We start from the raw sequence: 25,222 nt of genomic DNA, 5'->3' as shown, positions 1-25,222 counted from the left end.
CTTAATACTAGTTGCTTTTGTTGTCGGATCATTGCTCACCGCCTGTTTTGATAGCTTAATTATATCATAAAAGCCTTGAAATTACTGCGGTTGAATAGTATTTCCAAGGCTTTTTTTCTGCTCTTTTATTTAATGGACTTTTTCAGTGGCCTCGCGTTGGCCGGGTTTTCTGTTATTCGGTAAAGCGCCGCAACGCCACGCAGGCGTTGGTGGACCCAAAGCCGAACGAGTTGCTGATGGCGACCTTGAGTTCGGCGGAGCGCGCCTGGCCCGCGACATAGTCCAGATCGCAGTCCGGATCCGGATGCTCCAGGTTAATGGTGGGCGGCACCATTTGATGGTACAACGCCAGGGCCGAGAAAGCAGTCTCGACGCCGCCGGCGGCTCCCAGCAAGTGGCCGGTCATGGACTTGGTCGAGCTGACCAGCAGCTGTCGGGCATGGTCGCCAAAGGCTTGCTTGATGGCCTGGGTTTCCATAGCGTCATTGATCGGCGTCGAGGTGCCGTGGGCATTGATATAGCTGACCTCTTCCTTGGCGATGCCGGCCGAGGCCACCGCCAGCTCCATGCAGCGGGCTGCGCCGGAACCGTCGGGAATGGGCGAAGTGATGTGATAGGCGTCGCTGTTCATGCCGAACCCCACTACTTCGGCATAGATCTTGGCGCCCCGCTTCCGGGCGTGCTCCAGCTCCTCCAGGATCAAGATGCCGGCGCCCTCGCCCATGACGAAACCGTCCCGTTCGGCGTCAAAAGGCCGGCTGGCCTTCTCCGGCGCGTCGTTCCGGCTGGAGAGGGCCTTCATGTTGCTGAATCCGGCCACCGCCACCGGAGTGATCGTGGCCTCGGCGCCGCCGCTGATAATGGCATCGGCCTCGCCGCGCTTGATGATATGAAAGGCCTCGCCGATGGCGTGCGTTCCGGTGGCGCAGGCCGAGACCGGCGAAAAATTGGGGCCCTTGGCGCCGAAGCGGATCGAGATCTGGCCCGGAGCCAGATTAATGACGCAACCGGGAATGAAGAACGCCGAAACCCGGTCCGGCCCTTTTTCGCTACAAACCTGCTCATTGTTGCCGAGTGTCTCCAGACCGCCCATGCCGGAGCCGACGATGACGCCGACCCGTTCGGCATTGGTTTCGTCGATGGTCAGGCCCGAATCGGCCACGGCCTCGGTGGCGGCGGCGATGGCGAACTGGATGAAACGGTCCATCTTTTTGATCTCTTTTTTCTCAATGAAGTCGGCCGGGTTAAAATCCTTGACCTCCCCGGCGAAACGGGTTCCGAACCCGCTGGCGTCGAACCGGGTAATCGGTCCGATGCCGGAGCGTCCGGCCAATGCCGCGTCCCAGTTGGCGGCGGTGGTCAATCCCAGCGGCGTCACCAATCCGATGCCGGTAATTACGACTCTTCTCTCCAAAGCTATCACCTGCTTTATAAAATTTGCTTTCCTACGACCGATAATACCTTGCGAAACGTTTTAATTTCCTCCGGGGTCAATGCTTCCTGAAGTTTGGCGTCCAGCTCTTCCACCAGGGTTTTGATGGTTTCGCGGGCCCGCACTCCTTCGGAAGTCAGAAAGATCAGGACCCCGCGACGGTCCCGGGGATCGCGTTCCCGGGCGATCAAGCCTTTCTTTTCAAGCCGGTCCAGTAACCCTGTCATGCTGGAATTTTCAAGATCCAGTTTTTTGGCGAGATGATTGGGATTCTCGCCGCTCCCGGGGGCGATCTCCAGTAGCAGCAACGCCTTTGGGACGGACAGGTCATAGGGGGAGAACCGCTGGTTATAATAACGCGAAAGTTTTTGCCAGGTGTTTTTGATTAACAGGCAGAACAAGGGCGGGCTGACCCCATCCACGGTGATCACCTCTCATGCTTTCTCTCTTCGGTGCCGGTACTTCCGAATTATCATTTGGGAAGCCGTTGCGGCGTCCGTTTTCCAAAGTTCGCCGGTTGATGGCCCCGAGCTCCACCATAGAACGGGGTTGGGAACTCGATGGATCAAGGGTGCCGGTTGAATCATCCAGTGTTGGGAAAAGGGATAGTTCGTATACAAATTATTTGGATACGAATAAAATATACCATGACCGGGGTCTTTCGTCAACGGCAAAGCGTGGTTCGCCTGGAAGAAATATGTGGGGGCCGGCGCAGTCTCCTCAAGGGCGGTTGCAGCCGGAAAACAATTGCATAGTTTGGCGGCTGTTTAAAAAAAATATGCTCAGCGATGGCGAACGCGGAGAATGGGGTGCGGGAATGAAATTGGGCGAACTGGCTCGGATTGTGGCAGTTCCCGAAGGCTGCCGGGAGATGGAGATCACCGGACTGGCCAATGATTCCCGGAAAGTACGGCCGGGGGATCTGTTCTTCGCGGTGCACGGCTACAAGACCGACGGCTTGCTCTATTTGGATGAGGCCATTCGCAAGGGGGCGGTGGCGGCGGTCACCGAGGGCCCGGTGGAACGGGAAACCCCCATCCCGCTGCTGGCGGCGGAGCGGATCCGCGAGGCCGAAGGGTTGGCCGCGGCGCGTTTTTACGGCGAGCCCTCGCGAAAGCTGCGGATGATCGGAGTCACCGGCACCAACGGCAAGACCACCGTGGCCCATTTGATCAAACATATCCTGGCTGCGGCGGAGGTTCCCACCGGCTTGATCGGGACCGTTTGGATCGAGAACGGCGCGATGCTGGAGTCCTCGGAACGCACCACCCCGGATGCCATCGATCTCCAACGGACTTTGGCCACCATGGTGGCCAACGGCATGCAGGCCGTGGCCATGGAGGTTTCCTCTCACGCCCTGGCCTTGCAGCGGGTGACCGGCACCGAATACGACGCGGCGGTGCTGACCAATATCACCCACGACCATTTCGACTTTCACAAGGATTATCAGAGCTATCTGGAGTCCAAGAGCATCCTGTTCCGGAACCTGTACCCTTACGGCAAGCCGGACAAGTATGCGGTGCTCAACCGCGAGGATCCCAGTTGGCCGATGCTAAAGGAGCTTTGCCAGGTTCCGGTCTATGATTACGGCGCCGGGCCGGAAGCGATGGTCCGGCTGATCCGGACCGACCGGCAAGAGAGGCAGAGCCTCCTGACGCTGGAGTTATGCGGCCGGGAATGCCGGATCGCCACCTCGTTGCCGGGCCGTTTCAATCGCTATAATATCCTGGCCGCGGTGGCCGTGGCCTGGCGGGAGGGCGTGCCGCTCCCGGCGATCGCGGCGGCGGTGCCCCGTTTTCCGGGAGTGCCCGGTCGTTACCAGGAGGTCCGCTGCGGTCAACCGTTCCGGGTGATGGTGGATTTCGCCCATAATCCGGCGGCGCTGGAGAGCATCCTGGAGATGGCCCGGGAGCAGTGCAGCGGGCGGCGGATCATCGTCTTCGGCTGCGAAGGCGAGAAAGACCGCTTGAAGCGGCCGCTGATGGGGCGAATCGCGGTGCAGAACGCCGATATTCCCATTCTGACCTCGGATAATCTATACCACGAAGATATCGGGCAGATCTTCGAGGATGTGCAGCGCGGGATGGGGGAGGAGGAACGGCGCGCCTTGATCGTCGAGCCGGACCGGCGGAACGCGATCCGGAAAGCGTTGGAACTGGCGCAGCCGGGGGACTTCGTGATCGTGGCCGGCAAAGGCCATGAGCAGTATCTGGTCCGGGGATCGGTCTATCAACCCTTCAGCGACGTTCAGATCCTCCAGGAGCTGCTGGCCGAGGGAGCGTCGCCTCCTTGCCCGCCGTCTCTCCCGCTTCAATAAACTGCATCGAAAAAAACTGGCGGCCCGGTGGCCGCCTGCTTTTTTCCAAAGGGTCCAAGCTCCGCTCTATTCCACACTGGGCGGCGCGCCATGGCCGGCGGTCTTTTTTTTATTGACCTTCAGGAAAAGGATGGGAATGATCCCGATGGTGGTGACCACCGCGGTCACTAGGTAACAATCGTTGACCGCCTGCACGAATGCTTGCTTGGAGAGATGGCTGATGATCAGCACCTCGGCCCGGAGAGTGTCGTTATAGGCGCGAATCGCGGTATGGTACGCCGGGCCGCCGGCCATCGCCTTGGCGAAGCTGATCACGGCGTTCAGCGTATTTTTGAAGACCGGCGACTCCAGCCGCACCGCCTGGCCGGCGATGGCGGTGTGGAAGATCTGGCGTTGGGTGAGGATCGTCCCCAGCATGGCCACGCCGAAACTCCCGCCCACCTGGCGGATGACATTGAAGATCCCCGAGGCCTGGGCCATCTTCTCGCGGGGGATCTGGGAGAGGGCCAGGGTGCTTAAGGGGGTGAAAAGGATCCCCATTCCCAAGCCGCGCAGATAGAGCGGGATCATGATCTGCTCCCGCTCGGAGAAGAGCGACAGAAAGCTGTTCAAGTAGAGGCTGGCGGCCATCAGGATAATCCCCAGGATGGTCGGGACCTTGGGATTGATCTTGTCGGCCAGGCTCCCGGCGATCGGCGAGATCAGCCCCTGAATGATCCCGACCGGCAGGAAGACCGCGCCGGCCTGCAGGGCGGTGTAGCCCAGCGAATTCTGGAGATACATCGGCTGGATGAAGGTGCTGCCGAACATCCCCAGGCCGAAGATGAACAGGACCAGGCAGGAGATGCCGTAATTGAAATTTTTCAGCAGGCGCAGCTCGATCAAGGGATGCGCCACGGTAAACTCGGTGTAAAGAAAGATCACCAGTCCGACCAGGGAGACGGCGAAACAGCCCAGGATGAACGGGGAGGTCCAGCCGCCGATGTTCCAGGAGGCATTTCCGTCGGAGAGGGCGATCAACAGAAAGGTCAGGAAAAACGCCATCGACAGAAAGCCGACCAGATCGAAGGAGCGGGAGGTCTCGGTCCGGTATTCCCGCTGAATGACGAGCGTCGCCAGCATGCCGAAGAGACCCACCGGGACATTGACGCTGAAGATCGACTGCCAGCTCAGATTATCCACCAGATAGCCGCCGATCAGCGGCCCCAGCGAGATCGAGGCGGCGGCGGCGATCCCCCAGAAACCCAGGGCCATGCCGCGTTGTTCCGGCGGGAACTCCCGGGTGACGATGGCCATGCCGACCGGCATCATCAGGCCGCCGCCGGCGCCCTGGATGACCCGGAAGAAGATCAGCGAGTTTTCGTTCCAGGCGAGACTGCAAAGGAGCGAACCGGCGGTGAACAGGAGCAGCGCCGTGAAGTACGACCGCTTGTAGCCGAAATGATCGGCGAGCCAGCCGGAGGTGGGCAGCATCACCGCGAAGACCAGCATATAGGCGGTGGAGATCCATTCGATCTTATCCAGGCTGGCGCCGAAGGCCGCCATGATCTTGGGCAGTCCGACATTGACGATGGTGGCGTCCAGGACCGCCATGAAGGTGCCGACCATGATATTGGCCAGGACCCACCAGCGGTAGGACTCGTGCTCGGGGTGGAGCGACGCGAAGCGGCTGATCAGCTTGCGCTGCAGCAGATGATGGACTGCCATTTAGTTCACCTTCACTTTGACCTCGACCGACATGCCCGGCAGGAGCGGCTGGGCGGCGGAGAGCGAGGCGAAGGTGATCTTGACCGGAATCCGCTGGGTGATCTTGGTGAAGTTGCCCGAGGCGTTATTCGGCGGAATCAGCGAGAATTGGGCGGCGGTATTGGCGCCGATCTCCTGGACCCGGCCCTGGAAGCGGGCTCCGGGATAGGCGTCGACGGCGATGGCCACCGGCTCGCCGACTCGCAACCGCGCCAGCTTGGTCTCTTCAAAATTGGCGGTGACCCAGACGTGTTGCACGTCATAGATGGAGAAGATCGATTGGCCGGCCTGCACCACATCGCCTGTCATCACCCAGCGTTTGGAGATTACGCCGCCCATGGGGGCGGCGATCCGGGTGTTCAGCAGTTGGGTCCGGACCACGTTCAGCTGGCTTTGGGCGCTGGCCACCTGGCTCTGGGCGATGGCGATCTGCGCCCGGGTCACATCCAGGGCGCTCTTGGCGTGGTCATATTGTTCCCTGGAGATGAAGCCCGCTTTGAATTGGGCCGCGGCCCGCGCGAAATCCTCCTGGGCCTTGGCTTGGTTGACCCGGGCCAGGTTCACGTTTTGCTGGGCATAGGCCAGCGCCGCCTGGGCCTGGTTCTCCTGGGCCCGCAGATCGGAGTCGTCCAGCTGGACGAGGGTCTGGCCCGCCTGGACTTTTTGGTTCTCCTTGACCAGGAGGCCCGCGATCCGGCCCAGGATCTTCGAGCCGATAGTCGCCTGGTAGCCGTCGACGATGGCGTCGTCGGTCTCGATATACCCGCTCATGCTGGTATACCAGTACCAGCCGCCCCCGGCCGCCAGGGCCAGGACGAGGACGACCGGGATGAACAGATTTTTGGCGAAAGCAATTTTCATTATGGATACTCCCTTTCCGGAGAAATGGCGACTGATTTCTCGCACGATGAGGAATGGGCCGCAACCGCTTTGGAGTGTCTCCAAAACGGATTGCGGCGCCGATGGATCGAGCCTTTATTTCTGAGCCGGCGCGGTGATGCCGTGCAGGATGATCTCGGTCATCAGCGCGACGTCGGCGCAGAGTTTTTGGTATTCCGGCGAACCCACCGTGAGGGCGTCGGTGGTCTTGAAATAGTAAAACCGCAGGCCGCGCAGCATATTTAGGATGACCGCGGCGGTCTGGCAGCTGTCGGCGACGGCGAATTCGCCCGTCTCCCTGCCTTCGTCCAGGATCTGCTGGATGAGGGCCCTTTCGCGCTGGCCGAACCTCTGGTATAAATCGCCGAAGAGCGGTTTCATCTGGTGAATGGTATGGACGTTGATGGCGCTCAGGTTCAACAGCTCATTCAGGTAGACCCAGCGCCGCTCGAGATACAGCCGGAGCTTGGCGCCGGCCGGCCGTGGCTCCCGGAGCAGGGCGGCCATCTGCTCGATGAAACGGTTCTGCTCGCGGGTGATCACTTCCTTATAGATACTCTCCTTGGTGGGGAAATAGTAATAAAGCGAAGCTTTGCCCATTCCCAGATCCTGGGCGATCTCATCCATGGTCACTTTGGCCAGCCCGTAACGGGCGAACCGTTGCTGGGCCGCATCCAAGATGCACTGATGCTTCTCGCTGGTCAATGCTTCGGTCATGGCTCCACCTCCCTAACTTTTCGACGATTCCAGTCAATTAGTTGAATTATATGATCGGATTGGCAGACGGTCAAGATTTTTTACCGGATGTTAATCACTGGCAAGTGTCCGGGGGAGAAGACTGGGGAAGGAACGGACCGCTGGAATCCGGTGGGAGTTTTTTGGGTACTCTACCTCGTGGAAGAGGTGGAAAATACTTTGAGCGAATGGTTGTTCCTTGGGGAGCAGTCGGAGGACGGAGTCGTCTTTCAGTGCGGGCAAGCCGCGGATGGCCTGGCGTTGTATCATTGGGAACGGTTGAACGGCCGGCCGGGCAGCGCCGACTTGAATTGGCTGCGGAGCGAGGCCGAGCGGCGGGCGCTGGTTCATCCGGTCCCGCCGGACGGAGCGGGGATCCTGCCGGTGGCGGGGCCTCTGGCCTATCAGGAGCGGTATTGGCTGGGCTGGCCGCTGCGGCGGAGCCGGCCGCTCGACCGGGCGGCGGAACGGCTGGCTGATCCCGAGAGCCTGTTGCGCGGGGTCCGGGCGCTGATCCGGGACTATGCCCGGTTGCACCGGGCGGGCCTGGCGGTGGGACGGCCCGATTGGCGGCGGTTGCGTTATGACGGCCGGGCGGTAGCGATGCCCGATCCCTGGTTCCGGGAACATCTGGTCCGGCCCGAACTGGAGCTGCCGCAGGGGCTGGCGGAGTGCCGGCCGCCGGAGGAGTATCGTTCCGGCGGATCGGGCGCGGCGGGGGACCGGTATTATCTGGGCTTGATCATCTATTGGTTTTGGACGGGACGGCTCCCTTACGAGCTGCGGCGGGGCTGGCCCACGGCCGCCTTGCGCAAGGGAGAGCTGATTCCACCCGAAGTCTTCCGGCCGGGCATTCCGGCGGAAGCGTCGCGGCTGGTGCTGGCGTTGCTGGGGCCGGATCCGGAACGTCGGCCGGGGACGGACGAAGTGGAACGGGTCTGGGAGGAGTTGCTGGCCCGCCGGGAGGTTCTTCCGGCGTCGCCGGCCGGGGTGGAGGAGCGGGAGCGGACCGTCGTCCGGGGCTATCGGAGGCGCTGTTTGGCGCGGCGGGCCGGCCGCATCCTGGCGACGGCCTGCGGCGGAATTTTGGCGCTGGGGGCGTTGAGCCTTTGGCTGGCTGGAGAGGATCGGCCTTTGGCGGATCCGCAGGGGATCGCCAGGCAATTTTACGATCAGAGCCGGCGGCCGGTGGCGGCCGCTGCCGCCGGGGAAGCGGAACGCTGGAGCCGGGACTTTCGCCGGGCGTGGCAACGCCGGATGGCCTTGGCGGAGGCGGTGGCGCTGGCGCCCGTCGCCGATCTGGAGGGATTGCGGCTGCTGTCGCGGGACGATTCGCGGGCGGTGGTGGCGGTCCGCTTGCGCTGGCGGGAGTTTACCGAGGAGGGGTGGCGGTTCCGGAGGAGCCTGGAGCGGTTGACCTTGGAGCGGCGGGGCAAGGGGTGGAGGATCGTTGGGAGGGAGGAGATGAGGGAGTAAAGGAAGGTTTTGGGCCGCTGCTTTCATCCGGGATGCAACGGCCCGTTTTTTTTATCATGATTTGCGGAACTAGGTGAAGCGGCATGATTTTCGCAAATCACATCCGTTGAAGCGAACGCCGTTGCCCCGGAAAAAGGTCGCCCGCCTTCAACGCGAAGGCGGGAGGAATCGTGGAACCCTTTAACGTAAGCATGGCAGGAAGCAACCAAACGGTCATTACGGTACCGTCTGAATCCCCTGGGCGATTCTGCGGCCGAGGTCGGGGTCGGTGCGCAGGAAATGTTCGAGCATGCGGTTTTGGATCGGTTCGTAGGCCTGGCTGAGGTTTTCGACGATGTTGGAGACGAAATGTTGCTTTTCCAGCTCGGTCATGTTCCGGTAGCGGCAGCCGGGTTGATAGTAGTCGTCGCCCTCGGGTTCGGTCCGGGCGATTTCGCCGGAGGCGAACTGGGGGGCGGGACAGCCGCGCTCCGGGGCGGGCAGGGGCATTCCGCCGCCCAGAGTGTTGGGGAGGTAATTGGCGATGCCGTCATTGCAGCGGGTTTGCATCGGTCCGGCCTGCATTTTGTGGTGCACCGGATGGCGCGGGCGATTGATGGGCAGGTTGGCATAGTTGGGGCCGATCCGGTAGCGCTGGGTATCGCCATAGGGAAAGACCCGGCCCTGCAGGATGCGATCGTTTGAAAGTGTGATCCCGGGGACGAGGGAGGCGGGGGAGAAGGCGGCCTGCTCGACTTCGACGAAGAAGTCCCCGGGATTTTTATTGAGCGTCATCATTCCCACCGGCAGCAGCGGAATCATGTCTTCGGGCCAGATCTTGGTGGGATCCAGGGGATCGAACGGTTGATTGGCTGCATCGGACACGTTCATAATCTGGACGCACAGCTCGTATTCGACCGGTTGACCGGCGGCGATGGTCTCAAAGAGATCCCTGCCGGCGATGTCGGGGTCGCTTCCCGCCAGTTGAGTGGCGGTCCGGCTGTCGATGCATTGGACTCCGGCGCAAGGCTCCCAGTGGTACTTGATGGATACCTCATCCCCGCGCAAGTTGACCCACTTGAAGGTATTAATGCCAAAACCCTGAATGGTCCGGTAGCTTTGGACCGTTCCGATATCCGAAAACAAGTAGCTGAGAAAGTTCATGGATTCGGGCCGCAGTGACATGAAATCCCAGAAACGGCTGGTCCCGATCGGTCCGCCCCGGATATTGGAGACCGGATCGGGTTTGATGGCGTGCACAAAATCGGGAAACTGGAGCGGGTCGCGGAACGGAAATACCGGAACGTGGTTGCCGACGAGGTCGTAGTTGCCTTCGTCCGTATAAAACCGCACCGCGAAGCCCCGGATGTCCCGGACGGTATCCGCGCCGCCCTGCGAGCCGCCGGCCAACGAGAACCGGACGAAAACCGGGGTTATCGTTTCGGGACTCTGCAGGAAGTCGGCCTTGGTGAATTGGGCCATGGACTGGTAAGGCCGGAAGAAGCCGAACGCTCCGGCGCCTTTGGCGTGCAACACTCTTTCGGGAACGCGTTCGCGGTCAAAGTGGGCCAGCTTTTCGAGGAAAACCGGATCTGCCATTACGATCGGGCCGCTTGGGCCGAGGCTTAAGGAATGTTGATCGTCACTGACCGGTATGCCCTGGCTATCGGTGAGAAAGTCTTTGTTCATTCTCCTTGATCCCCCCACATCTCAATTCCGTTATGAATTTTATTGAGGATGTGGGGGAGTTAGAATGGAATGGGGATGACGGAGGCGTTTTTTGAGGCCGGCATATCAATTTGTCGAAAGCAAGTGCATTCCTAATCCTTCACCGCCGCGACGAGCAGGAACATGGGGCGGCGCAGTTCGTGGCGGTAGTCGGGGTGCTGCGCCAGCATTTCCGGGGACGGGACAGGTTCGGCGATTTCGGTGATGCGGAAGCCGGCCGCGATGAGGGTGTTGAGATAGCTGGCGAGGGTCCGGTGGTATTTGACGACATCCTCATCGAGGAATCTGGCGGTACGGGCGCCTTCGGTCTGGTAGTCGTCGACCGGCCAGTGCAGTTTCTCGCCCTGGGGGCCGTAGTGCCAGTCCTGGGCGGCGCGGGCAGTAAAGATGGGATGTTCGACGGAGAATACGAAATGGCCGCCCGGCGTCAAGTTGTGCTGGACTTTCTGACAGACGAGGTCGAAGCACTCGACGTAATGCAGGGCCAGGGAACTGACCACGATGTCGAACCCGGCGGCGGGGAAGTCGATGTCCTCGATCGCCAGTCGGCGGTATTCGATGGCGGGATCGGCGGTGGCGGCCCGGGCGCGCGCCAGCATCTTCTCGGATAGATCGACGCCCAGCACCGAACGGGCGCCTTGCTCGCGGGCGTAACGGCAGTGCCAGCCGAAACCGCAGCCAAGATCCAGGACCCGCTTACCCGAAAATTCGGGAAGCATCACCCGGAAAACATGCCATTCCCCGGCGGCCTCCAGCCCGCCGATGGAACGGGCCATCTGGCTGTATTTGTTGAAAAATTCGCTATCGTCGTATTTGTTTTGTTTCAAAAGGGTGCGCCTCCTTTGGCATTGCGTTCGGCGATGAGTGACGATCTTAGTGTATCAAGCGAATCAGCGAAACGCAACAGCACTGCTCCGACGGCTCGGGATCATGTTCATGATCGGCTTGCGCTTCGCGGCGACCGAGTGACCCGTGGCGCAACACATGCCGTTTTTGCCGGGATGGAAGAACCGGCAATCCGGTCATGCTGGAAATGGACGAAGTAAACGATAATGTAACATTTGTAAATAAGAAATGTAAAATTTGGCCGAAACCGTGATTGACTTTTCGATTTTTTCCAGTTATGATAGTTGCAAATCCAATTGTTGGATTTGCAACGAAAGGATGCAATAAATTTCTTCACTACGATTTGCATTCCCAAGTCTACCTGCAAATGAAATCGAAAGCGGAATCTATTCATCCTATTATAGCGGTAATAAGGTGAATGAAATCCCTTCCTGTTTCATCAGGCCGAATTTAACTTATAAGTCACCGGTGGGAAGGTCGCCCATGAAAAAGAAGGTCACCGCACAGGATATCGCGGACAGCCTCGGTTTATCCAGAAATACAGTCTCCAAAGCCCTGAATGACCACCCCAGCATCGCCGAGGCGACCCAAAAGCTGGTGTTGGAAAAAGCGGCGGAGATGGGGTATAAGAAGCTCAAGAATTTGCCGCTGATCGGCGAGACGGGTCACAAAAGGACCGGCCACATTGTCGTGGTGACCCATGAACAATTCGTGGACGCTTCGTACTGGTCGATTGTCTCCCGCGGCGCGGTCGATACGCTGAATCAGGCCGGCTACAACCTGATCTTCAACTATATCAAGCAGACCGATCTGGAAGCGCATCTTTTGCCCCAAAGCCTCGCGCCGGACTGCGCTGACGGCATGATCGTCCTCGGCACGCTGCGGGCCGACTACGTCCGGGATCTGCTCGGCTCGGGACTGCCCGCCGTCTACATCGACGCCGCCCTGGAGCTGGCCGGGAGCGAATGGCAGCGGGACACCATCCTGATGGAGAATGAAGAAAGCACTTGCCGGATCGCCCGGACCCTGATCGGGCAGGGCCATTCCCGGTTGGGCTTTATCGGGGACATCCATTTTTGCCGGAGCTATTTCGAGCGTTGGCGCGGTTTTCGCCAGGCACTGGAGGATAGCGGTCTGGCGCCGGACCCGCGCTGCTGCATCATTGATCCGCAACCCTATCATTACCAGCAGTTGGAGGAGGTGCGCGCCCGGCTGGCCAATTTTAACGATTGGCCGACGGCTTTTGTCTGCGCCAATGACCGGACCGCCATCCTATTGATCAAGGTGTTGAAGGAGCGGGGGTTGAACGTTCCGGCGGAAGTGGCGGTCTCCGGTTTTGACGATATCTTCGAAGCGACCGTGGTGGAGCCGCACCTGACCACGGTCAGGATTCATAAGGAAGCGCTCGGCCGCCGGGCCGCCGAGCAACTGCTATGGCGCATGGGGCACCCGGAACACCCGGCGGAGCTGATCCATATCGCGACCGAAGTTATCTTTCGGGCTTCCACCGGCGAGCGCCGCTGAAGGCTCTGGGTTGCCAGGTGAATCATCGATGGGGAAGTTGAGGCGTTTTAGACGTCTTTTTTTATGATTACAAATGTTACAAAACAATCTCCCATTTTTCATTACTTTTTTTACATTCAATATTGACAAAATTGCCCGGATTTAATAAAATTTTCGTACATGAAGATACCCTTCGCGCGGCGCCGGCGTCCTTTTGGGCTTTCCGGCGCCAACTTGGCGAATTGCTCCCCTTCGTTCACGGCAGTTCTGAGTTGAGATCGACAATCATCAACCCAATGTCGGATGGAGTTCGCCCCAGTAGACCTTAATCCCTGATTTAGCTCTCTCCCGAAAAAAGGAGGGAGCTTTTTTTATGGCCCGGTCTCGGGAGGGCCGGCGTTCCCGGTCCGGTCCCGGATCCATACCGCAAACAGCATTCCCAGGCCAAACATAAAAGTCAGTGCCGCGGACGCGATGCCGGAGTCATTGACGAGGAAGCCGATGAGCGCCGTGAGGCAGATCCCGGTGAAGCCCGAGGCGATGGCGGCATTGCCGGCGATGAATTTCCGGAGGGCCGCCGGAGGGTGCCGGTACAGGTAAGGGATGGCCAGGAGCAGCGCGATGAGCACGACGGTCAGCGGAGTTTGAGTTAAGAGTCCCAGGTTCATCGCCAGTTTCCGGCCGGCCATCGTGAGGAAGGCGGCCCCGCCGTGAACCTGAACCGCCAGAATGAGCTGCCCCAGGTGGCTCGGGGTCTCCCGGCCGAACGTCAGGTCCCAGGCTCCGGCCAGCGCCAGGAAGGCGAGGGTGACGCCGCCCAGCCGGGCCAGGCGCGGCAGGCGGAGCGGTTCTTTCAGCCATAAGGAATTGGTCATCCCCAAACCCAGCAAGGCGGTGATCCCGCCGCCGACGTCCGCCCCGCAACAAGGCAGGACGAGGAGCAGGCCGATGAGCCAGGCCGCCGGCTCCAGAGCCGCCCGCCCGCTGCGGCCCAACTTGGGCAGCAGTACCGAGACCGCCACGATATAGGCGCCCAGCAGAATTCCCATGGATTCGTTGCCAATCCCGTAAAAACGTCCTCCCGTCACCACGGAGTAGCCCAGAAACGACTTGGCCCCCAACCGGCCGTTCCCCAGCGCGTCGCCGCAGACCAGCACCACGGTGAATAACGCGATGAGAGCCAGCGTACGCAGCATGTCTCTTCCGGCCATGGAATAGCAGAGGGCAAAGAGCGCTGCGGTGAGCGCCAGGGTCAGCCCGACGATGGTCCTCCAATGAATGGGATCGAGCAACGATTCCAGCGAAAAGGCGGCCGGAAAGGTCAACAGGTACAGGTAGAGCCAGGCCGGCACGCGCATGACCGAAGCGGGCAGGCGAAGCCACCAGCCGGCCGCCAGGAACAGGATCACCCCCAGCAATCCATAGCCGTACCCGGTCAACAGCGGCCAGCGGACCAGGTAATTCTGGAGCAGCGGCCGGCGGCTCCGGGCCACGGCCCGCCATGAGCCTGCGGCGGGTTTCAGCCGGATACTGGGCCGGGATGCGGGATTCAAAGTATGCAGGATGGCCTGGCGCAGATCGTTGTAAGTAATGAAGCCCTTCCGGCGGGTGCCGGGAGAGTACAAAACGCCGCCGCCCCAGCCGGACCCGTTCAGGATCACCGTCGCCAGCCGGGGTTCGGGAAGCGCAGGGTTTGGATGCCGGAGGGCGGGGCACGAGTAGAGCAAAAAGGTCCGTTCCGTCGAATCCTCCGCCGCCATCAGGCGGCCGACGAACCGGTCATGGGATTTCCAAAGTTCCCGATAACCTGGCAACGGGGCGTATTCTCCGAAGACTCGCCGGAATGATGCCGCTTCGCCCGGGATGGAGGAACGGAGGATGATGATTTCAGTCCGGCCGGCGGACAGACGGCGGTAGGTGAGTCCGGACGCGTCGCGGGCGACGGTCACGGCCGGGCCCATCGCCAGCTTGCCCAGCAAGGAATCGCCGAGGGAGTTCTCGCCGGACCCTATCCGCCGGGGAACCGGCATCAGCCCAACGGATCCTTCCGCGGCCAACCGCGCCAGATGGGGCAAGTCGCCAGGAAGTTCGGCCAGTTCCAGGCCGGGAAGCTCGATCATGATCAGTTGTTTTCCGGGTGCCGCCGCGGAACCTTGCGCGGGGCTGGCCCATATCAGGCACAAGGTCAGCAGTAGAAGGATGGATAGTGGCAGGGATCGTTGTCTCACGGCATGGACTCCGCTGGTTCCCCAAAGGCCAACCAGCCTTTACTGTAATTTGCCCGGTGCGGTTGAAACGGACGCCGGCTTCTCGTCCGCTCCCGGTTATTATGCGGTTTTCCGGAGTCGAATTATGCATGAGCGGGGGAAAAGAAAGCGCGGGGAGTCCCGGGAAAGTTCCTACGGCCGGGAATTGCCGCCCACCCGGATCTGGAGCGGTCGCCCGAAGGCTTCCGCGAAAGCCGCCGCATGGTTCTGGAGGCCCCAGAGTTCCAAATGGCAATCCTGCTCCGCTTCCAATTGCAGGATGACTTTGTCCGCCGTCCCCTTGGCCAGCCCGACCCGGCGGATGATCCCGCCGTGGCTGCGGTCGAGGCTTTCGGCAATCCGCAACAATACGCTGAGGACGGTCACTTTTTTCTGGGCGGCCTTGGGCAGTCCCGCAAATTGGGGATGCTTCTTGCGGGGTATGGCTTTGCGGTGATAGAAGGCGGTCGCGGCGACGATGGCGATCTCCTCCTGGTTGAAACCCAGCAGATCGGCGTTGCTGACCAGGTAATAGCTGTGGGCCTGGTGGTTGGTATAGGAGACGAAAGCTCCGATATCATGGAGCAGGGCGGCGTACTCCAGCAGTTCGCGTTCGGCCGCGTCATAGCCATGGAGTCCGAGCCGGGCCGCTTCGTCGAAGAGCTGCAGCGCCAGGGCGGCCACCTTGGCGGCGTGAGGCTCGTCGAAGCCGCAGGACCGGCCGAGTTTCAAGACGCTTTGCAGCCGCAACGGGACCTGGTTGTGGTGCCGCGCCAGATAATCCAGGAGCAGGCCGTCCCGCAGGCCGCGCTCGCTCACGGCAAAACCGGCGATCCGCAATTCCTGGAGAATGGTTTCGATGATCGCCGCGCCGCCGATGATGATATCGGCCCGCTCCGGGTTCAAGCCGTCGACCTTGCGCCGTTCTTCCAGCGGCAACGCGCAAAGCATCCGGATTACCTGGCTGAGCTGGTCGGTGGAGATGGTGTCGTCTTTTTGGAGCCGGCGTTTATAAAAATGACGGCACGTCACCTCGGCGAGGTTCTCGATCGTTCCCGAACTGCCGTAGGCCAGCCCCAGCGGGTAGTTGCGCAACTGCTGCAGGGAACGGACCGCCACGTGCCGGACGTGCTCCTGAATGGCCCCGTAGCGGGCCGGGGCGATCGGCCCTTTCTCACCGGCCAGAAAGGTTTGGGTCAGGCGGATGGCTCCGAGCTTCAAGGAGTCCAGGTACTGATACTGGTGCTGGTCGCCGGCGATCACTTCGGTGCTGCCGCCGCCGATATCGATGAAGAACGCCTGGCGGCCGCCGATGTGGATGCCGCTGCAGATGCCCAAATAGATCAGGCGCGCTTCCTCCCGGCCGGAGATGACTTGCACTCGCAAGCCGGCCTCGCTCTCGAGCCGGGCCAGGAATTCATCGCGGTTGACCGCATCCCGGGTGGCCGAGGTCGCGACGGCCACCAGGTGTTCCGCGCCCTGGGCCTTGGCCAGCTCGGTGAATTTGCGACAGACCAGGATCGCCCGCTGCATCGCTTCGGGCTGGAGCCGGCCGTCGCTGAATTCCCCTTCTCCCAGCCGGACCGTCTCCTTCTGCTGGGTGAGAACCCGGTAGGAATACTCCGGATCATGCTTCACTAGCAGGAGCCGGATGGAGTTGGTCCCGATATCGATAAAGCCGACCCGCCGGCCGGCGGGGTCTTTCAACAAATCTGCCATTGAATAACCAGCTTTCTCATAAAAACCTTCTCGAAAAGATCGCCTTTGGCCAACGCCCGTTCCGGTTCGCCGGCAGCGGGCAGTGCCGTCCGGCAATCGATCCGCAGCGTCCCGCCATCGTCCCGGCAGCGTAGGTCGTGGATGGCCTGGCGGTGGGAGTGGTCCAGGCCGTCGGCCAGGCGCAGCAGGGCCGCCAGCATGATGACGGTCTGCCGGAGCCCGGCCGGCAACGTTCCATAACCCTCATGGCGCGGATTGGGATGAGCCTGCCGATGGTAGCGGGCGATCAGTCCGATGACCGCCCGTTCCTGCTCCGGGAACGGAAGCAATCGGCTGTGCAGGATGATATGCAGCGTGGATAGGTGATGGGCTTGCGGGCCGGCCACCTTTCCGATATCATGGAGCATGGCCGCATACTGCAAACGGCTGCGGTCCGCCGCGCCCAAACGGTGCAAGAACGGCAATTGGTCGAAGAGTATCAAGGCCAGCCGGGTCACTTGCAGGGAATGGGCGATCAGTTCTTCCCGGTCGCACAGGAACCCGGTGGCAAACTCCAAAACCGTCTGCCACGAATCTTCCTCCGGCCCGGGAAAGGCGCAATGGGGCCGGGCCGGCTTCACCGGCGCAACGTTGCTCCGGATCGGCGGCCGCCGCCGCCCGGAATCAATCAAGCCGTTCCAGAGCGGGGGCAGCGCCGGGAGTGCCCAGGCCTTGGGTCGCGAACGAAGCGGAGCCGGGATCCGGACGCGCTGGTGCTTCAGATTCACGTTCTGGCCGCGGATGCTCACCAGCGGATAAACGAGCCATCCCGGCGCCGCTTCCGGGCGGCCGGGATTGATGATCTGCAGGTGGTGAAGTTTCTTGAGGAACGGTTCCGGGCCGAATCTACCGATCATTATATCAGTATCGGCGCGCCTTGCCAAGTTGAACAGCGCCTCGTCGGACAAGGAAGCCGGGTCCGGTTCGCCCGGATTCAGCCACAGGAGCCGGAGCATTCCGGCCCGCAGCCGGACGGAGCGGGTCAACAAACGGAGCTGGCGGCGGTTTTCCGGCGTCAGCAGGTCATAGACCCAACGTGCCAGCAGCCAGCCTTCGGGGTCGTCGGATTGGCGGAGTTTGTTCGAACGCTGCCTGGCTTTGATGACCCGGATGTCGGACTCTGTGAGCAGGCCGGAGACTTGCCCGGCGCGGATCAGGTCGAGGACGGCATTGGGAGAGCAGCCGGTAGCGAGCGGCGCATCGGTCCAGACATGATCGGCTCCCCGGCTCCGGGCATGGCGGATCAACAGCCGGAGTAGATCGGGGTCGCCGTCGAAATCATCAATCAGAGCAATTTTCATTGGGAAGCGCCGGGCTCGCCGGCGGCGGCTGCTTCCTGGGCTGCGGCAGCCCAGCGGGGGCCGGCCGGTTCGGCCGTGAACCAGTCATTCTCCATCAGCCATTGCTGGGAGTTTAGCGGGACCTCATCCGGTCCGGGCGCGATCCGCTGATATTGACCGGTCGGCAATAACAGCCGGCTCTGGCAGTTGTCCCGGAGATGCAACTGCAGGATGCCGTGGATCAGCATTTCGCGCAAGGCCGCGTCGGTCACGGGGAAGAGGACTTCGACGCGCCGGTCCAGGTTGCGCGGCATCAGATCGGCGCTGCCGAGCAGGACTTCGTCAGCGCCGCCGTTGCGAAAGTAGTAAATGCGGGCGTGCTCCAACAGCCGGCCGACGATGGAAGTGACCCGGATATTCTCGCTGACGCCGGGGACGCCCGGACGCAGGCAGCAGATGCTCCGGACCTGCAACTCGACGCGCACCCCGGCCTGGGAAGCCCGGTAGAGCGCCCGGATGCATTCCGGGTCGACCAAGGAGTTCATCTTGAAGGCCAGATAGCCGCCGCCGTTTTGACGGTGGTTTTCGATCTCCCGCTCGATCCGGGCCAGAATCTGGCGGCGCAGCGCCGCCGGGGCGGCAATCAGCTTCTGGTAGTCGCTCTTGTGCGAATAGCCGGTAATGGCGTTGAAGAGATCGGAAACATCCGATCCCAGCGCCGGATCGCGGCTGAAATAGCTCAGGTCGGTATAGAGCCGGGCGGTGACGGGATTGTAGTTGCCCGTGCCCAGATGGACATAGCGGACCAGGCCGCCGGGCTCCTTCCGGACCACCAGGCACATTTTGGCGTGGGTTTTCAGGCCCATCAGGCCGTAGACCACATGGACCCCGGCCTGTTCCAACGCCTGGGCCCAGAGGATATTGTTCTCCTCGTCAAACCTGGCCTTCAGTTCCACCAGGACCGCCACTTGCTTGCCGTTCTCCCTGGCTTCCAGCAAGGCGTCGACGATGGGCGAGTTGGCTCCGACCCGGTACAGCGTCTGTTTGATGGCCAGCACCTGGGGGTCGCGCGCCGCTTCGCGGATGAATTCGACCACCGGGTTAAAACTGTCATAGGGATGATACAGCAGGATATCCCGCCGCTGGAGCGCGCCGAAGATGCTCTCGCCGCGGCTCAGAAACTCCGGCAGGCGCGGCGTGAACGGCGCATCCTTCAGATCGGGCCGGTCGAGCTTGGCCAGTTCCATCAGCGCGGCCATTCCCAGCGGGCAGTCCACGGTATAGAGCTGATAAGGGGCCAGATCCAGATTCTCCAGCAACAGGCTGCGGATGCGTTCCGGCATGGCCCGGGTGATCTCCAGCCGGACCACGGAGCCGAATTGGCGCATTTCGACGCTCTCCTGAATGGTCTCCAAGAGATCGGAGGCCTCGTCTTCCTCGATGGTCAGATCGGCGTCGCGGGTCACCCGGAACGGATAGGCCGCCTCGATCTGCATCCCCGGGAAGAGCAGGTCGGCGTTGGCGGCGATCACCTCTTCCAGCCAGATGAAATCGGCCGTTTCCCCCGGCGCAGCCGCGTCGCAATCCGCATCCGGCAGGGGCAGGAAGCGCGGCAGGAGATCCGGCACCTTCAGCCGGGCAAACTTTTCGGCCCCGCTGGCCGGGTCGGTGACCACGAAGGCCAGATTCAAGCTGAGGTTCGAGATATGCGGGAAAGGGTGCCCCGGATCGAACGCCAGCGGGGTCAATACCGGGAAGATCTCCTGCTGGAAATAGCGGCGGAGCGCCCGCCGCTGCTCCGGCTGGAGCCGGTCGTAACAGTTGATCCGGATTCCCTTCTCCCATAATTGCGGCAGCAGATCGCGGTGCCAGCACTCGGCGAAGCGGTTCAGGCACAGGGACAGTTCCTGGTTGACCTGATTCAGCTGTTCCAGCGGGCTCAGCCCGTCCGGCGAGTGGCTGACGGTCTGGGAACGGATCTGTTGATGAAGCCCGGAGATGCGGATCATGAAGAACTCGTCGAGATTGTTGGCAAAGATCGCCAGGAACTTGACCCGTTCCAGGAGCGGCTTGGCCGGATCCAGGGCTTCCTCCAGGACCCGGAGGTTAAAACGGACCCAGCTGAGTTCGCGGTTGATCAGGAGACCGGAATCGGGAGTATCGGAATGGGGTGTCGTCGTCGGTTGTAGGGAATAAAGTTTGGGAAATCGCATCAAAAAAACTCCTAGCCTGGTTTGTAATTTTAAAAACATCATTTGGATGGAAAATATGATCATACCATACTTAAAGTATCGCCGGAAATGCTTTTCAGGATGAGCTAAATTGATCCCATGACGGCCTGCGGAAAAAGTACAATGCAGGCCCGGCGGGGGCCGTTTTCCTCCCCCGGGCCTGCGGTTTGCCATGAGCTGATTGCGGATTTTTCCCTCGTGCCTTCGCAATGTCTCCGACAGAGCGGCCGCTCGTCGCGGACCGGCTCTTCTTCCTCCATTCTAACCCACTGAGTGAATTCAGGCCAATAACTTGATTCTGGCAAAGATGTAATCTAATTGCTCCTGTTTCAAGACGATCCGGCAATAGTCGCTGCCTTCCAGTGGTTCGGCCGGGCGGCGCCATCCGGCTCCCGCGGCCGCCGGGGATTTCTGCGGCTCCGTCCACTGCGCCAGATTGATCAGGCCGCGATCGATCTCCAGGGCGGTAAAGCCCTGCTTGCCGATGACGGCGCCGGTATTGAAGAGGCAGGGGACCAGCAGATCCCGGTTATAAAGGCTGCCGCGGCTGGCCTCGGCCCGGTTCATCGTCAGCCAGTAGCTCAACTCGGACTGGCAGGCGCGGATCGCCCCGGCCAGTTGTCCCTGGGCGTTCCGGCCGGAACGGGCGTATTCCCGGCACAGCTGTTCGATCTTGAATTGCAGCGCGTCCAGCGGGGACAGTGACTCAAAGAGCGGCCGGTGGGTATGGCCGATCAGCGAGACGATCTTACGATCGCGGGAGAAGCCGTAGACGCGCCGTTCGGTCTGGAACCGGACCTTGCTCCGGTGGGAGCGGGCATAGTTCTTGATCCCGATCGGATTGGCGATATACCGCAGCACCAGGCCGCATAGCAGGTTGAAGCGGTCCATCAGCAGGGTGGCCTGGTGGCCGTGGAAGATGAAGATGATGTTTCGGTCGAATTCCAGTTTGAGCGCTGGAAAGGCCTTGGCTCCGCCCGGCGGTGCCGCCAGGGACGCCAGAGTCCGGTCATGGTTGCCCACGATCCGGTAGAGGCCGTTTTGCGCGGCGAATGCTTCAAAAAGCCGGTAAATGGGCTGCCAGCGCCGGACGATCCGTTCCATGGGGAAACGCTGCAACTCCTCGATATCGCCGTTCAGGATCAGCCGGTAGCCCCGGGGGAGATAGAAACGTTCGAGCACGGTGCGGAAGATCTCGGCGTTGGGCCGGAAATCGTCGTGCGATCCGCCGTCACCCAGGTGCAGATCGCTGACGATTAGGAACCGGTCGGTCCGGGACGCGTGAACCAGCGGAGTCTCAGCGAAGACCCGCTCCAATCGTTGGCAGAATGGCCGTCCTTTCATCTTCCACCGTCCGGCTTACATGGCGATACGTTTCGCCAATTTTTCATCGAGCAGTTCGCGAATGCCCTCGGTAACCTCGAGATAAATCTTGTCCTTGCGCTCCCGCAAGCGTTGGTAAGCCTTCAGAATGTCCAGGGTCAGAATGATCCGGGTGCTGCTGCAGTTCAGCTCGCCCCGGAGGTGGCTGCCGATGCGTTCAAAGCCCAGGATCTTGGTGTGGAAATGCAACGGTGAATTGGGGTCGCTCTCAAAGACATCGGTCAGAAAATGGGTATAGCCCCGTTCGACGACCTCCTGGATGGCGGCGCGCATCAGTTTCAGGACCACCCGGATGTTCTTCCGGAATTCGGGGGCGATCATGAAACGTCCGATATCCGCCACCCGGCATTCCCGGGCCATCCGGTCCAGATCGACCCCGGCGTCCAGGGTGACTTCCAATTCCGGCGGAAACTCCAGCGAAGGATCGTAAACCAGGCGGATCACGCCGGCCGGCTTCTGATTGACCAGGGCCAGAAACCAGGAGTATTGGGCCGATTCTCCGATGTTATGGGGGATCTCGTTCTCCGGCAGCCGGATCCATTGCTTCTCTTTCAGATAAACTTGCTCAATCACTTGCAACGCCTGGCTGCGGGTGGTTTCATCGCATACTTTCAAGGTCGTAATCTCCGTAAAGGCCATGATTCTCTCCTCCTGTTTTTGATTTCAGTGATCGGCAGGGATCATATGAAAAAACCGTTCCCCCTCGGCGGGCTCGGCCGGAGCTGGAAACGGATAGTTTTTGCCCGATAAGGCGGCGATCTCGGTCATCGCGGCGTGGGTCACCCGCCGGACCAGATACTCCGCCAGGCGCTGGCGCGATCGCTCACTGAGGTCCGACGCGGCGGCGAGCCGGCGGTAGAGGGCCCGTTCCGCTTCAAAGCGGCGGGGCGTCCCGAAGCGGATGATGAGCGGGCCGCAGGCCGGAATCCGTTCCTGTTCCAGCCGGGCCGGAAAGTCGATCCCGATGGGCAGCAAGGGCGCGTCGCTGCCGAGGATGATCCGGCCGACGCCTTTCCTGCCCCGGAGCAGGTTGCGGGGGTCGCGGTTGCGGGTTCCCTCGGGGAACAGCGCGATACTGCGGCCCGCCGCCAGGCGGTCGAGACATTGGGCGCTCACCGCGGGCCGGCGGTCCGCCCCGGGCCGGCACCGCTCCAACAGGCCGAGCGTGGACGGCTTGTTATAGACATAGATCGGATCGACTTGCCGGAAAAGCCAGCCGAGGACCGGGATCTTGCCGAACATCCAGTCGCAGACGAAACCGACGGTCCGTCCCTTGCGCCGGAAGAGCAGGTAAGCGGGGATCAGCAGCGTCTCATAGGAGCAGTTGTGATTCAGCGCGAAGATCGCGGGATCCGCGACCAGCTCGAGGTTTCCGGCCCCTTCGACCCGGATCCAGCGGCCGCATCCCAGCAATAAGGATTTCACCACCGCCCGTTGGAGCCAGGGCAGTTCCGGAAGCCGGGTCCGGAGAATATTCGGAATCGAAAGCGCCGGTTCGGCCATGACCTATTCTTCCTTTCTTTTTCGAGAGGGATCCAGGCTACGTAAAAAGCTTATTAATTAAGGATTTTAACCAAAAGACAATCAGTGTTTGACGACGGAGGCTCAGGGTTACCCTCTCTTTCTTAAAAAGAGAGGGCGAGGGTGAGTTCCATCGATATTTAATTCAACTTATATAGCATCAGGAGCGCGGTTCCCAGGCCGCAGAGCGCGCCCGCCAGGACGTCGCTGGGATAGTGAACGCCGAGCCAGATCCGGGAATATCCGATGGCCGCGGCCAGCGCGAACCAGCAACCGGCCAGCGGCGGATAGCCCCCGCCGAGCACGGCCGCAGTGGCGAAGGAAGCGGCGGTATGCCCCGAAGGGAAGGAGAAATCGCGCTCCGGCCGGACCGGGGTGACCCCGGCCAGCGCTTCATAGGGCCGGACCCTTGCCACCACCGCCTTGAGAAGCTGCACCAGGAGCGTGACTGTCAGTTGAACGGCGGCCCATCGCAGGCCCAGAGACCGGGTGGCCGGTATCAAGAGGGCGGAGAGGATCATCATGCTTTGGAGGCGCAATCCGCCGCCATGCGTGAGGCGTTCCAGCAAACGCCGCCCTTTGCCATCCCGCCTCCGGTGAAGCGCCAACAAAAGACGCTGGTCGAAACGGTCAATCGTCTGCAACAGCGAATTCATGCCACCCTCCTCCAACCGTTCCTTTTGATTCCAATATAAAGCCGCATGTTTATTGGGGCTTCAATGGCGGATTAAGCCGCGATTAAAACGGGATAAAATCATCGTTCGCCGTGCGGATCCGAATCGTCATGACAGACCGGCTGTGAAAAGTCAAGTAAAATTGGGAAAGAACTAAGTCGAAAGAACGATACGTTTCCCTCATTAAAGCAAATATCCCATAAAGTAATTTGCGATAAACGGCGCCAGGTTGTGACTGAGAGAGCTTGCTATCTACTTCGAAAAGTCGCTTCGAAGCCTAACTGCGATTCTTTCGTCCTTTAAAAGGACAACCACCATGCTTCGTCGCAGATAAAATAATGGATTTGCTTCAAAGCCTGTGGTTTCCCCTTTAAGGGGCAAGGGGTCGCACTTAGACATTTTTCATCCTTTCGGCTCTGTCCCAACTTTGTTGGGGTGGGAAGCTTATTCACAAAAAGAGCCTGTTGAGCGACTGAGCGAGCTCGCTTATTCACAAAAAGAGCTTGCTGAGTGATTGAGTAAGCTCTCTTATTCACAAAACAAGCTTGCTGAGTGACTGAGCAAGCTCGCTTATTCACAAAACAAGCTTGCTGAGCGACTGAGCGAGCTCGCTTATCCACAAAAAGAGCTTGCTGAGCGACTGAGCGAGCTCGCTTATCTACAAAACAAGCTTGTTGAGCGACTGAACAAGCTCATTATCCACAAAAAGAATTCATTGAGCGACTGAGTGAGCTCATTGATCTACAAAAAAGAGATCCGTTATTCACAAAATGATCTCTTTCAGCTCCTCAATAAGCTCACCACTGATCCGCGTTCCATAGAGGGCGGAGCCCTCCGGAAGCTCCTCAAGTCTTGAGAGGCTTCCCGAACTTTGAGAATACGGAGCCAGATTGAAGATCTCCGGCTTTCGTCCCTGTATCCCCAAGGGGCGGTCAGGAATACAATAGGGAAACAAATTCGCAATAAGCTGCGAATTTGAAAAATTGCCCTCGCCCCGGCCGCCGGGAAGCGATGTTGATAAGCTTAATCCGAGCTTAATCCGGATGCCATGGCTTCTTAAACCCGGGGTGATAGTCTAAGCTCAAGCAGATTCACAGGGTCCCATAAACCGAACGTCCCCTGAAGCCAAAGGGACTGCCGCAACGGCTAGGTTTTCAAAGCACAATCGCATACTGGTGGAAGGAGGTGACCGGTGATGTTCTGCCGGGAATGTCATGCCCCAGTCATGAGCTTTCATGAGTACTGCCTCAAATGCGGAGCCATTTTACACCGAACCAGGCTGGCTCCCAAAAGAAGCTTTTCTCTCTCCGTGCGGACTTTCTGAAAAGAAGTCTTTTTTTTTACCATTGGACCCGCCGCCCGTGAGGCGGGGAATTCGGCAGTTCCCTTCCGGGTCCCGGACCGCAAGAAACGGCCGGGGGCCCGGAAGCCGCCGTTCGCTGATGACGGGGGAAGCGGAATGGCGGTGGCCCAGGGACAGGCTAAGAC

Annotated in this window: 18 protein-coding genes; 3 read left to right on the top strand and 15 right to left on the bottom strand. The window is 60.5% G+C overall.

The genetic code is table 11. From position 1 onward, the window contains the following. Window positions 1-172: 172 nt before the first annotated feature. Window positions 173-1,414, bottom strand: coding sequence for a beta-ketoacyl-ACP synthase II (gene fabF, locus EDC14_RS10300; RefSeq protein WP_132014207.1), 1,242 nt, complete (start codon window positions 1,412-1,414; stop codon window positions 173-175). Between the two features lie 14 nt (window positions 1,415-1,428). Beyond that, complete coding sequence (locus EDC14_RS10295) at window positions 1,429-1,863, bottom strand: MarR family winged helix-turn-helix transcriptional regulator (protein ID WP_132014206.1); 435 nt, start codon at window positions 1,861-1,863, stop codon at window positions 1,429-1,431. A gap of 386 nt (window positions 1,864-2,249) precedes the next feature. Between EDC14_RS10295 and EDC14_RS10290 the strand changes: the two genes are divergently transcribed. After that, window positions 2,250-3,749 (top strand): UDP-N-acetylmuramoyl-L-alanyl-D-glutamate--2,6-diaminopimelate ligase, encoded by a 1,500-nt coding sequence (locus EDC14_RS10290; protein WP_165907927.1) that lies wholly within the window; start codon window positions 2,250-2,252, stop codon window positions 3,747-3,749. Window positions 3,750-3,815: 66 nt separating this feature from the next. Here the strand turns inward: EDC14_RS10290 and EDC14_RS10285 are convergent, their stop codons facing one another. The 3 genes from EDC14_RS10285 to EDC14_RS10275 all read right to left on the bottom strand — a co-directional run bounded on the left by EDC14_RS10285 (window position 3,816) and on the right by EDC14_RS10275 (window position 7,091). After that, a complete protein-coding gene (locus EDC14_RS10285) occupies window positions 3,816-5,456 on the bottom strand; it encodes a DHA2 family efflux MFS transporter permease subunit (protein ID WP_132014204.1) in 1,641 nt (546 codons plus the stop codon). Continuing rightward, window positions 5,457-6,356 (bottom strand): HlyD family secretion protein, encoded by a 900-nt coding sequence (locus tag EDC14_RS10280; RefSeq protein WP_132014203.1) that lies wholly within the window; start codon window positions 6,354-6,356, stop codon window positions 5,457-5,459. A 114-nt stretch (window positions 6,357-6,470) separates the two neighbouring features. Next, window positions 6,471-7,091 (bottom strand): TetR/AcrR family transcriptional regulator, encoded by a 621-nt coding sequence (locus EDC14_RS10275; RefSeq protein WP_132014202.1) that lies wholly within the window; start codon window positions 7,089-7,091, stop codon window positions 6,471-6,473. 87 nt (window positions 7,092-7,178) lie between these two features. Here EDC14_RS10275 and EDC14_RS10270 point away from each other — a divergent pair, with 87 nt between their 5' ends. After that, window positions 7,179-8,585, top strand: a complete 1,407-nt coding sequence (locus tag EDC14_RS10270) for a serine/threonine-protein kinase (RefSeq protein ID WP_132014201.1) — start codon at window positions 7,179-7,181, stop codon at window positions 8,583-8,585. A gap of 216 nt (window positions 8,586-8,801) precedes the next feature. Here the strand turns inward: EDC14_RS10270 and EDC14_RS10265 are convergent, their stop codons facing one another. After that, a complete protein-coding gene (locus EDC14_RS10265; RefSeq protein ID WP_132014200.1) occupies window positions 8,802-10,253 on the bottom strand; it encodes a catalase in 1,452 nt (483 codons plus the stop codon). Window positions 10,254-10,384: 131 nt separating this feature from the next. Beyond that, window positions 10,385-11,119: a class I SAM-dependent methyltransferase gene (locus EDC14_RS10260; RefSeq protein ID WP_132014199.1), complete on the bottom strand. Its 735-nt coding sequence runs from the start codon at window positions 11,117-11,119 to the stop codon at window positions 10,385-10,387. Between the two features lie 502 nt (window positions 11,120-11,621). On the opposite strand from EDC14_RS10260, the gene EDC14_RS10255 reads away from it, so the two are divergent. Beyond that, entirely contained in the window at window positions 11,622-12,662 is a 1,041-nt protein-coding gene (locus EDC14_RS10255) for a LacI family DNA-binding transcriptional regulator (RefSeq protein ID WP_132014198.1), read from the top strand. 350 nt (window positions 12,663-13,012) lie between these two features. On the opposite strand, the gene EDC14_RS10250 is transcribed toward EDC14_RS10255, so the two are convergent. The 8 genes from EDC14_RS10250 to EDC14_RS10215 all read right to left on the bottom strand — a co-directional run bounded on the left by EDC14_RS10250 (window position 13,013) and on the right by EDC14_RS10215 (window position 23,716). Continuing rightward, a complete protein-coding gene (locus EDC14_RS10250) occupies window positions 13,013-14,869 on the bottom strand; it encodes a hypothetical protein (protein ID WP_132014197.1) in 1,857 nt (618 codons plus the stop codon). 171 nt (window positions 14,870-15,040) lie between these two features. Continuing rightward, window positions 15,041-16,606 (bottom strand): Ppx/GppA phosphatase family protein, encoded by a 1,566-nt coding sequence (locus EDC14_RS10245; RefSeq protein WP_132014196.1) that lies wholly within the window; start codon window positions 16,604-16,606, stop codon window positions 15,041-15,043. Beyond that, window positions 16,591-17,946 carry an HD domain-containing protein gene (locus EDC14_RS10240; RefSeq protein ID WP_132014195.1) on the bottom strand — a complete coding sequence of 452 codons (1,356 nt, stop codon included), beginning with the start codon at window positions 17,944-17,946 and terminating at the stop codon, window positions 16,591-16,593. Before EDC14_RS10240 ends, EDC14_RS10245 begins: the two co-directional genes overlap by 16 nt. Next, complete coding sequence (gene ppk1, locus EDC14_RS10235) at window positions 17,943-20,138, bottom strand: polyphosphate kinase 1 (protein ID WP_132014194.1); 2,196 nt, start codon at window positions 20,136-20,138, stop codon at window positions 17,943-17,945. The genes EDC14_RS10240 and ppk1 overlap by 4 nt, the downstream gene beginning before the upstream one ends. Before the next feature lie 297 nt (window positions 20,139-20,435). After that, window positions 20,436-21,500 (bottom strand): metallophosphoesterase, encoded by a 1,065-nt coding sequence (locus EDC14_RS10230; RefSeq protein WP_132014193.1) that lies wholly within the window; start codon window positions 21,498-21,500, stop codon window positions 20,436-20,438. Between the two features lie 15 nt (window positions 21,501-21,515). Beyond that, a complete protein-coding gene (locus EDC14_RS10225; RefSeq protein ID WP_132014192.1) occupies window positions 21,516-22,178 on the bottom strand; it encodes a GNAT family N-acetyltransferase in 663 nt (220 codons plus the stop codon). Between the two features lie 24 nt (window positions 22,179-22,202). Further along, window positions 22,203-23,042, bottom strand: coding sequence for a lysophospholipid acyltransferase family protein (locus EDC14_RS10220; RefSeq protein WP_132014191.1), 840 nt, complete (start codon window positions 23,040-23,042; stop codon window positions 22,203-22,205). A 158-nt stretch (window positions 23,043-23,200) separates the two neighbouring features. Continuing rightward, complete coding sequence (locus EDC14_RS10215) at window positions 23,201-23,716, bottom strand: phosphatase PAP2 family protein (protein ID WP_132014190.1); 516 nt, start codon at window positions 23,714-23,716, stop codon at window positions 23,201-23,203. Window positions 23,717-25,222: the final 1,506 nt, after the last annotated feature.

The organism is Hydrogenispora ethanolica, assembly GCF_004340685.1.
In the GTDB taxonomy this organism is placed as follows: domain Bacteria; phylum Bacillota; class UBA4882; order UBA8346; family UBA8346; genus Hydrogenispora; species Hydrogenispora ethanolica.
The sequence above is the reverse complement of the archived record's forward strand: the minus strand, read 5'-3'. Positions and strand labels throughout refer to the sequence as shown.